The organism is uncultured Kriegella sp. (assembly GCF_963975415.1).
Lineage (GTDB): Bacteria > Bacteroidota > Bacteroidia > Flavobacteriales > Flavobacteriaceae > Kriegella.
The window spans coordinates 1-14,495 of sequence record NZ_CAXBGN010000011.1; the positions used below are offsets into that span (position 1 = coordinate 1).

Here is a 14,495-nt window from a genome sequence, read left to right on the forward strand (position 1 = left end):
GGCTGCAAATCTACAACCTTTTCCCTATTACGCAACTCTTTTTGCAAGGGTTTTTAAAAGTTTTTTTTACTCATCCCAGAGCACACTGTACCATAGGGTTTTACGAATAAAAAATATAGCAAAAAAATGTAGCTAGAATCATAACGCCCCTTCAAAGTAGCTAACCGAACCCAACGGGCCACCAGACCATTCCATACCTATATATAAGGATACGCCTAAAAACACATTTATTATTATTGTCAGCATCAATACTAGATAGTATATTTGCATCCTTATAATATATAGGTATATAACAGGTATGATTAAAATTACGCTACCAGACGGCACCATAAAAGAACACAACCCAGGCAGCACACCTATGGATGTTGCCAAAAGTATCAGTGAAGGGTTTGCCCGAAATGTAATTTCAGCAAAATTCAACGACACTGTAGTCGAAACTACCACCCCTCTCGTAGAAGACGGTTCGTTGGTGCTTTACACCTGGAACAACCCTGAAGGCAAAAAGGCGTTTTGGCATTCATCGGCCCATATTTTGGCACAGGCTCTTGAAGAATTGCACCCTAATGTAAAACTGTGGGTCGGACCGGCCATTGATAATGGGTTTTATTACGATGTCGATCTTGGGGATGAAACCATTTCAGAGAAAGATTTTAAGGCCATTGAAGATAAGATGTTGGAAATAGCCCGCGGAAAACATGACTTCTCTATGAGAGCCGTAAGCAAAAACGAGGCCCTATCTTATTATAAAGGTAAGAATCAATATAAGGTTGATCTTATTAGCAATTTAGAAGATGGCACTATTACGTTCTGTGACCATAGCACCTTCACCGATCTTTGCCGGGGCGGACACATCCCCAACACCGGTATCGTAAAGGCCGTTAAAATTCTTAGTGTTGCAGGCGCCTATTATAAAGGTGATGAAAACGAAAAACAACTGACTCGGGTATATGGCATCTCTTTTCCTAAACAAAAAGAGCTTACAGAATACCTAACATTGCTTGAAGAAGCCAAAAAAAGAGATCACAGAAAACTAGGAAAGGAACTGGAACTGTTCACTTTTTCCCAAAAGGTGGGCCAGGGGCTACCACTATGGCTCCCCAAAGGTGCTGCTTTGCGGGAACGACTGGAGCAATTCTTAAAAAAGGCACAGAAAAAAGCCGGGTATGAAATGGTCATTACCCCGCATATCGGCCAAAAGGAACTTTATGTCACATCAGGCCATTATGAAAAATATGGAGCTGATAGCTTTCAACCCATTCATACCCCCAAAGAAGATGAGGAGTTTTTATTAAAGCCAATGAACTGTCCGCATCACTGTGAGGTTTTTAATTTCAAACCGCATTCCTATAAGGATCTACCAAAACGTTTTGCGGAATTCGGTACTGTTTATAGGTATGAACAAAGTGGTGAGCTTCATGGGTTGACCCGGGTACGTGGTTTTACACAAGACGATGCACACATATTTTGCACTACAGGCCAACTGGATCAAGAATTTAAAAACGTGATCGACCTATCTTTATATGTCTTACGATCTTTAGGCTTTGAAGACTTTACCGCCCAAGTTTCCGTTCGTGATTTGGAGAAACCGGAAAAGTATATCGGATCTGTCGAAAACTGGGAAAAGGCTGAAAACGCAATCATCAATGCCGCAAAGGAAAAAGGGCTCGATTTTGTTATCGAAAGTGGTGAAGCCGCCTTTTATGGTCCGAAATTAGACTTTATGATCAAGGACGCTCTTGGAAGACAATGGCAATTGGGCACCATTCAAGTAGACTATAACCTTCCTGAGCGTTTCGACCTAACCTATAAAGGAAGCGATAACGAACTTCATAGACCCGTAATGATACATCGGGCACCTTTCGGAAGTATGGAGCGATTCATTGCCCTCTTACTAGAGCATACCGGTGGAAATTTCCCATTATGGCTGACCCCTGAGCAAGCTATTGTGCTGCCTATTAGCGAGAAACATGAAAAATATGCCGAAAAAGTTTTAATTTCCTTGGAAAATAACGAAATTCGCGCCCTCATTGATAACAGAAACGAAACTGTGGGCAAGAAAATACGGGAGGCAGAAATGAACAAAATACCGTATATGTTGATTGTCGGGGAAAATGAAGAGGCTACAAACACCCTATCCGTTCGAAAACACGGTGGAGAAGATTTGGGCACAATTACCCTAGAGCAGTTTGCCGGCTTGGTAACTAAAGAAATAAATAGTACCTTAAAGTCGTTTTAAAAACTGAATGTTTAACTAAAAAGTACGAGTCATAGCTATAAGAAAAAGATTTAGGCCCCAACCTAGGAGGGAAAATAAAAACCCTCATAAAATCAATGAAAAAATTTTAGCACCAAAAGTCAGGTTGGTGGGCGATAACGTAGAAGTTGGGGTTTATCCAATACGGGAAGCGCTGGATAAATCTGACGAAATGGGGTTGGATTTGGTAGAGATATCACCAAAGGCAGATCCCCCTGTATGTAAAATAATAGATTATAAAAAGTTTCTATACGAACAAAAGAAGCGCGAAAAGGCCATGAAAGCCAAGGCGTCTAAGGTTGTCGTAAAAGAGATTCGTTTCGGTCCGCAGACAGATGACCATGATTACGAATTTAAAAAGAAACATGCCGAGAAGTTCTTAAAGGATGGAGCCAAATTAAAGGCGTATGTTTTTTTCAAAGGCCGTTCCATCGTATATAAAGATCAGGGCGAAATCTTGTTATTACGACTTGCCTCTGAACTGGAAGAATGGGGTAAAGTAGAACAGATGCCCAAATTGGAAGGAAAGCGGATGACCATGTTCATCGCAGCAAAAACAAAAAAATAGATTAGTAGGTGAGCTACTGAAATATCCTGATAGTTTTCAGGACATCATTGATTAAATAAATAGAAAATGCCTAAAATGAAAACAAAGTCTAGTGCCAAAAAGCGGTTCAAGCTTACGGGTACTGGAAAAATTAAGAGAAAACACGCTTTTAAAAGCCACATTCTTACAAAGAAGTCTAAAAAGCGAAAACTTAATTTAACCCATTCCACTTTGGTACACAAAGCGGATGAAAAAAGCATCAAAGAACAATTGTGCTTAAAATAATTGTTCAAAGCCGGTAATTAACATTAACCCTGGAGTTAGGCTTATCAGTAAAAATCACACTTTATAACTGTGGTTGAGAAGATTACAAAGTGTCACATGGACCGCCTGCTACAAAAAAAATTAAAATTATGCCAAGATCAGTAAATGCAGTTGCTTCAAGAGCCAGAAGAAAAAAGGTGATGAAGCAAGCCAAAGGTTACTTCGGAAGACGTAAAAATGTCTGGACAGTAGCAAAAAATGCGGTTGAAAAAGCAATGCAATATGCTTATAGAGACCGAAGAAACAAAAAAAGAACATTTCGTGCCTTATGGATTACCCGTATTAATGCAGGCGCCCGGTTACACGGAATGTCGTATTCTCAATTTATGGGAAAGGTGAAAGCGAATCAAATTGACCTAAACCGAAAGGTTTTAGCCGATTTGGCCATGAACCATCCCGATGCCTTTAAAGCCATTGTGGATAAAGTAAAATAGTATAACAAACAAATCAGTAAGCTCACATAAAAAATCCGGTCGACCCTCAAGTCAACCGGATTTTTTATACCTCATACTCACTCTCCAAATGCAGTGATGACCAAATTTCTTCCCGAACTATAATCCCTATGCTCACATAGATAAATTCCTTGCCAAATTCCAAGATTGAGTTTTCCTCTTGTAACAGGAATTTGTACGGAAGCCCCCATTAAAGATGATTTTATATGTGCCGGCATATCATCTGGCCCCTCATAGGTATGAATGTAATATGGCGCATTTTCGGGAACCATCTTATTCATATGACTTTCAAAATCAATGCGCACGGTAGGGTCGGCGTTCTCATTGATAGTCAAACTTGCCGAAGTGTGTTTGATAAAGACCTGAAGGATTCCCGTGCTTATGTGCATTAATTCAGGTAGTGCAACCAGAATATCTTCCGTAATTAAATGAAACCCTCTTTCGTAACCTCTTAACCTGATTTCCTTCTGATAAAACTTCATAGTCCTTTTAATCGTATCAATAAAATGTAAAACTTTCTAAAACTAAGCCATTATCCCATTCATAACAAATACCTTTGCCGCTTAAAATTATTTTCGATGGATTTATCCCAAGTTAAAATGGTCGTTACCGATATGGACGGTACACTTTTAAACTCCGATCATCAGGTCAGTGACCAATTTTTTGAACTTTTTAAAGAATTAAGAAAGAAAGATATCGTCTTCGTAGCCGCTAGTGGAAGACAATACCATAGCATTGTGGACAAGTTATCGTCGATTAAGGACGATATTATCGTCATTGCCGAGAATGGAGGTCTCGCCAGAAAAAATGGTCAAGAACTAATCTCAACGCCCTTGCAAAGCGGAGCTAAAAACACAATTTTGGAAGTGTTGGAAAAAGTACCCAATATACACCCTGTGCTATGCGGAGGCGATAAGGCTTATCTGCTGGGCACTTCAAATGAATTTGTCGATAAGCTTAAAGAATACTATACAGAGTTTGAATTACTTGACGATCTAAGAACTTTTGAAGGGGAAATTCTAAAAATAGCCATATACCACTTTGAAAGTTCAGAGAAGTATATCTATCCCGCTGTAAAACATTTGGAAGGCGACCTCAAAGTGAAAGTTTCCGGAGAAAACTGGGTAGACATATCAAGCCCGAACGCAAATAAAGGTTTTGCATTAGATAAGGTGCAAAAAATGTACAATATTACTCCAAAAGAGACTATGGTTTTTGGGGACTACAACAACGATCTTGAAATGTTGTCTTTGGCCGATTTCAGTTTTGCTATGGAAAATGCACATCCAAACGTAAAAAAGGCGGCCAATTATAGTACATTGAGCAACAATGAACAAGGAGTCGAACACATACTTAGGCAACTGGTAACGGGTTAGTCGAACGAAAACTAACAAAACCTTAGTACCAAAACTTTAAAGACCAATTAAACTGGCCGGTATTTCTAAAAATAGGGAGCATATCGAATATATTACTTGCTTAAGATGGCTGGGCAAATAGCCCATGGTTCTTTTAAAAGCTGTCGTAAAATGTTGCGGATTGGAATAACCGACCTCATATGCCGCCTGCGCTATAGACGTACCATCTTGTGTAATCATTTTTTTAGCTTCTTCCATTCTCAGTGCCGTAATATGTTTAAAAATGGTTATTCCGTAAACCCTCTTAAAATCTCTTTTCAGTTTAGTGGCATTAAACCCCGCTACTTCAGCTAAATCCATAATACTAAGAGGTTTCTTTAAATTTTTTCTAATATATCCTTCTACTTTAACCAAAGCCAAATAGTCTGATTTTGGTATTTTAACATCACCTTTTAAGACCTTGGAGGTTTGTTTGCCTAGAAAAAAATCAATCAATAGCACGGTCAGTTTACTTTCTAAATACCTTTGCCTCACTTGGCCCGAATACGGGCATTGTACAATCTCATTTATCTTTTGAATCATAGACGGAGCTATGGGTTTACTCTTTTCCCAAAGTACAAAAGGTTTTGAATTGGCCATAGCACTATGTAACTTCCCAAACGATTCTTCAAATTCAGCATATAACAAGTGCCTCAAGTAATCATGGGCAACATATATTTCAAATATTTTTATTTTTTCATTTAAAAATATATCCCTGCCCTCTAAGATCGGCAAATAGAACATGTTGCAATAATTCTCGGGAATATGAATAGAAGCTCCATCAGCCGTCAGTGATTCAAAACTCCCTCCCCCTTCTAATGAAAAATGAAGTTTTAATATGGGGCAATCACTTGAAACCCCCATTTCAAATCTCTTCCCGACCGGCATGACTTTATCGGAAAATGTTGAACCACTTACCACCATCCTACCTTCCTTCGTATATGATTCAACGATGTCGTATTGTACTGAATTGCCTATAAACGAATCGTAAAAGAACTTTTCCGAGATGATGTTCTTCTGTGGGTATTGTTCCTTACCCTGCTTTTTAAGTCGCTGTTTCATTACTTCCTTTTACGTATATAAAAAATCCTTTTACGTTACCTCCTCCTAAAAACCTATTCTAGTTTTGCAAATCTAACTTATTTAGACTAAATCTTAATAAATATAGAAACAAATTAAATAATGACCAAAACACTTGTTTTTACCTTTCTAATCCTAACGATTACGGCCATAGGACAATCTCAAAAAGGCACTATTTCCGGAAGAGTTCATAGTGATAATGGTCAAGCCCTGCCTTGGGCAACTGTGCTTCTCAAGGACACTTCTTATGGGGTACAGACCGATGAAAATGGTTATTATAGCATTAAAAATGTACCCAGTGGGCGCTATGTCATAACCGTATCATATATAGGATTTGGCTCGCTTTCAAAAAAAATCATCCTCAAAAAGAGCTCCCAAGATTTAAAAATTGACTTCACCCTTTCGGAAAACACAGAAAATCTCGACGAGATTGTCGTCAATGGTAAGACCAAGGAGACAACCATTGAAACCAAAGGCTTTGCTGTCACTGCCGTAAAAACAAAGGAAGCTAGTCTTCGAAATATTCAAACAAACGAATTATTAAACACCACCGTTGGGGTGAAAATTCGTCAAAATGGAGGATTAGGTTCTGAAGTACGTTATAGTTTAAATGGACTATCAGGAAACTCGGTACGAATTTTTATTGACGGAATTCCAATCTCTACCTACGGCTCTTCATTTAATCTAAACAGTATTCCTCCTTCGATGATTAAGAATATTGAAGTTTATAAGGGGGTCGTACCAGGGCATCTGGCAGACGATGCTTTAGGTGGGGCAATTAATATCGTACTTCATAAAGGTGCAAAAACCAATTTAAATGCTTCGGTTTCTTACGGCTCGTTCAACACCCTACAAACTAGTGTTAATGGCTTGTATCGCTTTAAAGAGTCAGGCTTTACGGTAAAAGCTTCTCTTTTTCACAACTATTCTGATAATGATTATAAAGTTTCTGGCAGAAGTGTTGTTGTTACCGGTTTAGGAGGTGTACAAACCCCCATAACGGCCAGAAGGTTCAACGATGCCTATCGATCTACTGGTGGAATGGCACAAATCGGTTATACCGATGTAAAATGGGCCGACCAATTTTTTGTTGGTATCACAGGTTCAGATGATTACAAAGAAGTTCAACACGGGGCTTTTATGACCATAACTCCTTATAAGGATAGGTTTTTGGAGTCGGATGCCCTGCTCGCAAGCCTGAACTATCAAAAGAAAGACCTTTTTACGAAAGGACTTGATGTTAACGTAAACGGCTTGTATGGTAAAAGAAATCGCATGGTTAACGATACTGTTTCATGGGCTTATAGTTGGAATGGGGAAAGGGCTACTGATTTTAGAGGTAATGAATACCAATATACTTGGGGTTCGCAACAAGAGGGAGGCCCTACCCTTGCTAAAATCAATAGAAATGTAGCGTCTATTAGAACAGGGGTATCATATGCTTTTAATGAGCACCACAAAGTGTTATTGAACCATGTATATAGTGGTATTGACAGGGAAGACAGTGATGCTTTGAGATCTGTTTTGGAAAACACATTTGTAGGAACCAGAGATTTGAAAAAAAACATTTACTCTCTTACTTATGAATTATCGGCCTTTGATGATAAGTTGAAGACGAGTTTATTTGGAAAGCACTATCAACAAAAAACCACAAGTGTAGACCCCGCAATAGAAACCGATGAAAACGGAAACGATGTTATCGTAGATGAAATAGTCAGTAGTAATAAAAATTACGACGGGTATGGTTTTGCTGCATCCTATGAAATTATACCGAACGTAACTGTTTTAACATCGGCAGAAAAAGCCATACGTCTACCCAATGAAACAGAAGTATTCGGTAATGATGGGGATAATGTAGTAGCGAACTCTAGTATTGACCCTGAAAGCAGCAACAACTACAATTTAGGTTTCAGGTTTGGCAATTTCAACATCAAAAAACATGCTTTCACCATATCTACCAATGTTTTTACGCGAAACATTAAAGATAGAATCGGTTTACCGATAGAAACCTCTTTAAATATAGATGATGAATTAATAGTCTATGTAAACCAAGGCAGTGGTACTTCTAAAGGTTTTGACGCACAATTAAATTACTCATACAATAACAATTTTGGTCTCAATTTCAATATTTCAAAGTTCGACTTGAAAATCGAAAACCAAGGAATAGAAATCGATGTCCCCAACACTCCTTTCTTTACAATGAACGGTGGTTTACGCTATTCGTTTAAGAATTTGATACAAAAGAAGTCTAGACTTAATGCCTTCTATAATGTCTATTTCACTGATGAATTCTCGTTCTTGACGGCACAAGGAAGCAACACTGTTGGGAATGAATTTTTCGAGGTGCCCCAACAATTAGCACAAGATTTCGGACTCAGTTACGCATTCCCCAATAATAAGTTTGTGATGAGTTTTGACATCAAAAATATATTTGACAAACCCGTATATGATAATTTATCTGTACAAAAACCAGGGAGGGCTTTTTACCTAAAATTGAATTACACAATAAATAAATTTTAATCATTTAAATAAAATCGAAAATGAAACGAACTATTTTAAACCTTAAAACTTTTGCCGCAGTTATACTAACAGCAGGTCTAATGACAGCATGCAGCAGTGATGACGATACGCCTACACCAGAACCTGATACTGAAGAACCAGATACCGAAGAACCCGTTGAAGAGGAATCAAGATGGATTACCGTTGCAGGAGCTAAAATGGGCGATGAACCAGGTGATGGTAATGGAGGCACCTTAATTTATTCTGTAACAAGTGAAGATGCAAAAGACCCAACGGTTTCTATAGACCCTTTTGAAAACGGATTTATAGCACCTTCTAACAGAACGGCTAGATTACAATCTTCAGAAGATGGAAATACCATTTTTAATATTAGCTATGCCGGTGATACTGGTGGAAACTACACCAAATATACTGTTGAAGGCGGACAAATATTTACTCCATCCGGATCAGAGGTTAGTATTGCTCCATACGTAGGTACAGCCCCAAGATGGATAAAACTTTTTGACGGAGACCAAACGGGTGCAGCGGTTTACGTTTCTACCGAAAATGAATTTGATGAAAATGACAACTACACGCGTACCGAAGCTACAATTGGCGTTGTTACTTTAGACTTGGTTAATTCTTCCATAAAAGAATTCCAAGAGCACAGTGTACCCTTATCAGATGAAGAAGAAGCTGCAGGTTATTATATTTCTAGAATTGACATGCCTACTTTGAATACAGCTGGAGATAAATTATATATTGGGGCACGTTTAAGCAAAGTAGATCCTACTACTGCCGAAAGTGATAGTGATTATGAAATATTAGGTTCAAAAACGATTGTTTTAGACTACCCATCCCTATTGAATCCAACGATAATTACTTCTACCGTAGGACATGGTAACACCAACGGTTACCGTAGTATTAACGCTTTTGAATACAATGGCAGCGTTTACCAGGCTAACCAAAATGATCCAGAAGGTTCTCATATCTTAAAAATTGACGCTGATAATGAATATGATGACGCTTATGATTTTAATTTAGACGATGCTTTAGGTGTTGAAGGTGCATACGTTCTTGCATGGAGACCAGCAGCAAATGGTAAAGCAGTTTTAGCTTACCGTCATGAAGGATCTGAAATTGGTCTTGCTGGAGCTCAAGGATTCTTTGCTCTTGTTGATTTGAATGCTCAAACTGCAGTAAAGATTGATGATATACCTTACGATACAGATTTCTACTTATTCCAATACCAAGGATTTGTAGTTGATGGAACAGAAATATACCTAACCCAAGGCGCTGTTGGTCAAAATGGAAGTATTTATGTTGTTGATACAGAAACTGGTGCTGTTACTAAGGGTGCTGAACTTGTAAATGCAACAGGCAGTCATTTTATAGGGGTATTTTAACCCCCTATGGGTATTTCCTCTGCCCAAGAATAAGAGGAATTGCACATGGCGATGGACACTCATTACATGAATCGAGGAACATCATATTTTTGATGCCGCCTCAATTTCACCGAATGGATTTATCATTTGGCGCCCCCGAGCAGTCCAATGCCTGTGCCACATATTGCAGCTTAATAGTATAATAAAACAGACCACTTGGTGAACTACCTATGCACCAAGTGGTTTAAAAATTGATTTTACTATCTTTAATTGGATTTATTCTAAATAAAATTGATATTTGCAGAAACATTAGAATCCGGAAGTAACCACTTCCAACAAACCTTTATCATATGACACTAAATTATAAGCGTTACACGTTCCTGTCACTACTTTTTTTGATTGGGTTTTCATGGCTATCCGCTCAAAAAACAGAAAATCCTTTCTTAGACCGCGACTATTGGGCTTCTAAACCAAGTATTGCAGACATAGAGGCCAATATTGGCAAAGGACATTCAATTTTTGAAGCAAATGGTGGTGGATTCGATGCGACTACTTACGCCCTATTTGCAGAAAACCCTTTGTCTACAATTAAGTACCTCGTAGAAAAAGGAAACGATGTCAACAAAAGAACGCATGACTCGCGTACCTATATTTTCTGGGCAGCTTCTAGAGGAAATTTAGAGGCCATGGAATATTTTGTACAGAAAGGAGCCAAAATGAACCTGAAAGATTCCCATGGTTACTCGGTAAGCTCTTTTGCAGTAGCTGGCGGTCAGCAAGATCCGGCTATATTCGATTTTTTTATCGCGAACGGTGCCGATTTTAAAAACGAAAAAGACCACCACGGTGCCAATATACTTCTAGTCGCTATTTCACGGGCCAAAGATTTTAAATTAATAGACTATTTTTTGGGTAAGGGCCTTGATATCAACACTACCGACAATGACGGCAACGGACTTTTCCATTACGCGGCACAAGGCGGGAACATTGAAATTCTTAAAGAACTGAAAAAACGAGGAGTATCTACCGCAAAAAACGCAACTACTGGAGAGAATGCCATTCTTTTCGCCAGCCGGGGTGGAAGAGGAAGAAGTAACGGCTTGGAAGTTTTTCAATATCTAGAAGGGATCGGTCTCCATGCCAATGTCACCTCTAAAGACGGAGTCACCCCTTTACATAACCTGTCCCGATCTTCGAATGACCTTGCTATAATACAATATTTCATAGACAAAGGTGTCAATCCAAATGCTATTGACGAAGAAGGGAATACGGCCTTATTGAATGCGGCCTCAAACAATAAATTAGAAGTGATTAAATTCCTGTCCGAAAAAACACAAGATATTAATCACACCAATAAAGACGGAAATTCGGCATTGGCCCTTGCCGTTCAAAATAATAGCGGTCAAGTTGTAAACTATTTGGTATCGAAGGGCGCCGACACCTCCATCTTGGATAAAAAAGGTAATAACTTAGCTTACTATCTACTTAAAACAAGAGGTAACCCCAAAGATTTTGATGACAAGGTAAATACACTATCAAAGGCCGGTTTTGATTTCAAAAAAGTACAAGGCGACAAAAGCACGGTTTGGCATTTAGCGGTTGCGAAAAACAATCTTGGCCTACTTAAAAAAGTAAAGGAATTTGGTGCAGATATCAATAGTAAAGATAATGATGGTAACACCCCATTACATTATGCAGCTATGAAAACCGAAAATGCCCAAATCTTGAAGTTTTTGATCACTAATGGAGCCGACGTAAAATCGACTACCGAATTTGGTGAAACTGCCCACGATTTAGCAAGCGAGAACGAATTATTAGCCAAAAACAAGGTTAATCTTCAATTTTTAAACTAGTTCCCCATGAAAAATTCAATAATCAAGACCGTTGGTGCACTTTGCTTAGCGTCTGCGTTCTTTATATTAACCTCTTTTGTAAAAGAGCCGGAAGTGAGCTATAAGTGTATGATTCAAATGATAAACTATACTGGTGAAAAAGCCTATGTAGTTGTTTCTTTAATCAACCCTGACGGTGAATACGAAAAGACACTTTATGTTCAGGGTGACGATGATGAATGGTTCCCTGATCTTAAAAGTTGGTGGAAATTCAGTAATGGTACCAGTGAAAATATTGATGGCATTACAGGCGCTACAATAGGAAATGGCGAACGAAATATTATATCTTTGGGCTTTAATGCCGCTCATATTGACGCAGGATATAAAGTGCGTTTTGAGTCTGCGGTAGAGAATCAAGAGTACTATGCCGTAGATGCCGAAATTCTACTGAACTCTGCTACAATCAAGGAAAAAGTAGACGGTAAAGGTTACATACGTTATATAAGAATGGTACCAAACAGATAGTATTTATGATTGTATCGGTATGGAGATATAGCCATTTACTATTTGCAATTATATCTTCTATTTTTCTTCTGATTGCTTCCATTACGGGTGTGATTCTTGCTGTAGAACCAATTTCGAATAAAATTGAACCCTACAGTGTTTCAGGTGCCGATGAGCTCTCTTTGGCCGAAACCTTAGAAAACCTTAATGCGAAATACGAAGAAATACTGGCCGTATCACGTGACCGAAATGGTTTCATAAGTATTACCGCTATCGTAGATGGGAAGAACGAAGCATTTTATATTGACCCGTTTACAGGTGAAAAATTAGGGGCTTTACTTCAAAAGAAGCCCCTTTTTCAATTTGCCACCAACCTTCACCGTTCACTCTTTTTAAAATCTACAGGACGCTTTCTAATTGGCTTCGCTTCTTTTTTACTCATATTAATTACTATTTCTGGTATTGTTCTTATAGCTAAAAGACAAGGTGGCTATAAACAATTTTTTGCTCCTGTGGTCCGTGAAAATTTTTCACAATACAACCACGTGGTTTATGCGAGAATTTCACTCATTCCTTTATTGGTATTAGCTATTACCGGAGTTTATCTTTCTTTGCTTCGTTTTGATATAATACCCGATACCCAAGTTTCTTTGCAAGTCGATTTTGATTCCATTCATGAGGAGCCAATAAAAGACTACACTCAGTTTTCCCTATTTCAAAACACTCCTTTATCACAACTTCGGGAGCTGGAATATCCCTTTTCAGAGTTTGTTGAAGATTACTACATCATCCGACTTAAGGACAAAGAGCTGTATCTAAATCAGGTTACTGGCGAAATATTAGCCGAAGAAAAGTATCCTATTGTTCAAGTTATATCATCTTGGGCTACAGTGCTTCACACTGGAGAAGGAAGTATCATATGGTCTGTAGTTCTTGGTTTGGGAAGTTTGGCCATTCCTTTTTTAACCGTAACGGGCTTCATCGTATATTTCAAAAGGCCCAAGACCAAAATTAAAAACACATATACTAAAAATGAAAGTGAGTATGTGATTTTAGTGGGAACCGAAGGTGGAACAACACTTCAATTTGCTAAAGAGTTACACGAACAACTATTATCCACTGGAAAGAAAAGTCATTTAGCCTTGATGAATCAATACAGCCATTTCAAAAAAATGGAGCATTTGATTATTATTACAGCGACTTACGGACAAGGGGAAGCTCCTGCATCCGCCGAAAAATTCGTGCAACTGGTCAAAAAACATTCTCAAAATCAAGCTTTTGATTTTAGTATCGTTGGTTTTGGCTCTACTGCCTATCCTAATTTCTGTCAGTTCGCCTATGAAACACAAGAGGTTTTAGACAATCTAGAAAATAGTACTGCGCTACAAGATGTATTTACAGTGAATGATCAATCTTTTGAAGCTTTCAATAATTGGTCTGACGTATGGTCTAAAAAAGTTGGATTGAAAATACACCTAGAAAAGCCAAAATTAGCTACCAACTCTTTACCTCCATCTACCTTTGAAGTCATTAATAAGGCAGAAATACCCGAAGATGATACGTTTCTTTTAAGCCTGAAGAATCTAAACGGCTCCAAACCTATTTCCGGTGATTTACTATCGGTAATTCCAGAAGAAGGAGCTCGTGAGCGATTATACTCTATAGGTAAGTTGAATGCGGAAACTTTGTTAATTAGCATTAGGAAGCACGAAGAAGGACTGTGTTCCAACTATTTACATCAACTTGGGCAGAATGAAAAATTGTCGGCCACTGTTGTAGGCAATAGAAATTTCCACTTCCCTAAAAACGCAAAAAAGACCATTTTCATAGCTACAGGAACCGGTATCGGTCCTTTTTTAGGCATGATAGAAGAGAATACCCGTAAGAAAGAAATCCATTTGTATTGGGGAGCGAGAACTAAAAATTCATTTAATCTGTACAAGGGTTATATTGAAAAGGCCCTACAAGATGGAAAACTTGCTAATTTTAAAACCGCATACTCACGTAATCAGACTGAAAAAATCTACGTGCAGCATTTGATTCACCGGGATAAAGAACTTTTCCTAGACGCCCTAAAAAAGAAAGGGTGTATTATGATTTGTGGTTCCATTGCCATGCAAAAAGAAGTTCTACAAGAACTACAGCAACTCTGCAACGAACATCTTGGCAAAGACCTGAGCCACTATCAAAACCGCAAGCAAATTAAGATGGATTGTTACTAATA

12 protein-coding genes are annotated in these 14,495 nt (G+C 38.4%); 10 read left to right on the top strand and 2 right to left on the bottom strand.

Going from position 1 to position 14,495, the window contains the following annotated elements:
* Positions 1-298: 298 nt before the first annotated feature.
* From thrS to rplT, 4 genes are all read left to right on the top strand, one after another.
* A complete protein-coding gene (thrS, locus tag AACZ88_RS19155; protein ID WP_339713881.1) occupies positions 299-2,236 on the top strand; it encodes a threonine--tRNA ligase in 1,938 nt (645 codons plus the stop codon).
* Between the two features lie 37 nt (positions 2,237-2,273).
* Entirely contained in the window at positions 2,274-2,822 is a 549-nt protein-coding gene (infC, locus tag AACZ88_RS19160) for a translation initiation factor IF-3 (protein WP_339714258.1), read from the top strand.
* A 66-nt stretch (positions 2,823-2,888) separates the two neighbouring features.
* Complete coding sequence (gene rpmI / locus AACZ88_RS19165) at positions 2,889-3,086, top strand: 50S ribosomal protein L35 (RefSeq protein WP_089891138.1); 198 nt, start codon at positions 2,889-2,891, stop codon at positions 3,084-3,086.
* Between the two features lie 128 nt (positions 3,087-3,214).
* Positions 3,215-3,559, top strand: a complete 345-nt coding sequence (gene rplT, locus AACZ88_RS19170; RefSeq protein ID WP_339713890.1) for a 50S ribosomal protein L20 — start codon at positions 3,215-3,217, stop codon at positions 3,557-3,559.
* A 77-nt stretch (positions 3,560-3,636) separates the two neighbouring features.
* On the opposite strand, the gene AACZ88_RS19175 is transcribed toward rplT, so the two are convergent.
* Positions 3,637-4,059, bottom strand: a complete 423-nt coding sequence (locus AACZ88_RS19175) for a secondary thiamine-phosphate synthase enzyme YjbQ (protein WP_339713892.1) — start codon at positions 4,057-4,059, stop codon at positions 3,637-3,639.
* A gap of 96 nt (positions 4,060-4,155) precedes the next feature.
* Between AACZ88_RS19175 and AACZ88_RS19180 the strand changes: the two genes are divergently transcribed.
* Positions 4,156-4,953, top strand: a complete 798-nt coding sequence (locus AACZ88_RS19180) for an HAD family hydrolase (RefSeq protein ID WP_339713895.1) — start codon at positions 4,156-4,158, stop codon at positions 4,951-4,953.
* Positions 4,954-4,989: 36 nt separating this feature from the next.
* Here the strand turns inward: AACZ88_RS19180 and AACZ88_RS19185 are convergent, their stop codons facing one another.
* On the bottom strand, positions 4,990-6,033 hold the full coding sequence (locus tag AACZ88_RS19185) for an AraC family transcriptional regulator (protein ID WP_339713898.1): 1,044 nt from the start codon (positions 6,031-6,033) through the stop codon (positions 4,990-4,992).
* Positions 6,034-6,153: 120 nt separating this feature from the next.
* Here AACZ88_RS19185 and AACZ88_RS19190 point away from each other — a divergent pair, with 120 nt between their 5' ends.
* The 5 genes from AACZ88_RS19190 to AACZ88_RS19210 all read left to right on the top strand — a co-directional run bounded on the left by AACZ88_RS19190 (position 6,154) and on the right by AACZ88_RS19210 (position 14,493).
* Positions 6,154-8,571, top strand: a complete 2,418-nt coding sequence (locus AACZ88_RS19190) for a TonB-dependent receptor (RefSeq protein WP_339713901.1) — start codon at positions 6,154-6,156, stop codon at positions 8,569-8,571.
* Positions 8,572-8,591: 20 nt separating this feature from the next.
* Positions 8,592-9,956 carry a hypothetical protein gene (locus tag AACZ88_RS19195; protein WP_339713904.1) on the top strand — a complete coding sequence of 455 codons (1,365 nt, stop codon included), beginning with the start codon at positions 8,592-8,594 and terminating at the stop codon, positions 9,954-9,956.
* A gap of 329 nt (positions 9,957-10,285) precedes the next feature.
* On the top strand, positions 10,286-11,788 hold the full coding sequence (locus AACZ88_RS19200; RefSeq protein ID WP_339713907.1) for an ankyrin repeat domain-containing protein: 1,503 nt from the start codon (positions 10,286-10,288) through the stop codon (positions 11,786-11,788).
* 6 nt (positions 11,789-11,794) lie between these two features.
* Entirely contained in the window at positions 11,795-12,292 is a 498-nt protein-coding gene (locus AACZ88_RS19205) for a DUF2271 domain-containing protein (RefSeq protein WP_339713909.1), read from the top strand.
* A 5-nt stretch (positions 12,293-12,297) separates the two neighbouring features.
* Positions 12,298-14,493, top strand: a complete 2,196-nt coding sequence (locus tag AACZ88_RS19210) for a PepSY domain-containing protein (RefSeq protein ID WP_339713912.1) — start codon at positions 12,298-12,300, stop codon at positions 14,491-14,493.
* Positions 14,494-14,495 lie beyond the last annotated feature (2 nt).

What these genes read in the sequence shown, in the direction of transcription:
- thrS (WP_339713881.1), top strand. Translation starts at nt 299, where the DNA reads ATGATTAAAATTACGCTACCAGACGGCACCATAAAAGAACACAACCCA.
- rpmI (WP_089891138.1), top strand. Translation starts at nt 2,889, where the DNA reads ATGCCTAAAATGAAAACAAAGTCTAGTGCCAAAAAGCGGTTCAAGCTT.
- rplT (WP_339713890.1), top strand. Translation starts at nt 3,215, where the DNA reads ATGCCAAGATCAGTAAATGCAGTTGCTTCAAGAGCCAGAAGAAAAAAG.
- AACZ88_RS19175 (WP_339713892.1), bottom strand. Translation starts at nt 4,059, where the DNA reads ATGAAGTTTTATCAGAAGGAAATCAGGTTAAGAGGTTACGAAAGAGGG.
- AACZ88_RS19180 (WP_339713895.1), top strand. Translation starts at nt 4,156, where the DNA reads ATGGATTTATCCCAAGTTAAAATGGTCGTTACCGATATGGACGGTACA.
- AACZ88_RS19185 (WP_339713898.1), bottom strand. Translation starts at nt 6,033, where the DNA reads ATGAAACAGCGACTTAAAAAGCAGGGTAAGGAACAATACCCACAGAAG.
- AACZ88_RS19190 (WP_339713901.1), top strand. Translation starts at nt 6,154, where the DNA reads ATGACCAAAACACTTGTTTTTACCTTTCTAATCCTAACGATTACGGCC.
- AACZ88_RS19195 (WP_339713904.1), top strand. Translation starts at nt 8,592, where the DNA reads ATGAAACGAACTATTTTAAACCTTAAAACTTTTGCCGCAGTTATACTA.
- AACZ88_RS19200 (WP_339713907.1), top strand. Translation starts at nt 10,286, where the DNA reads ATGACACTAAATTATAAGCGTTACACGTTCCTGTCACTACTTTTTTTG.
- AACZ88_RS19205 (WP_339713909.1), top strand. Translation starts at nt 11,795, where the DNA reads ATGAAAAATTCAATAATCAAGACCGTTGGTGCACTTTGCTTAGCGTCT.
- AACZ88_RS19210 (WP_339713912.1), top strand. Translation starts at nt 12,298, where the DNA reads ATGATTGTATCGGTATGGAGATATAGCCATTTACTATTTGCAATTATA.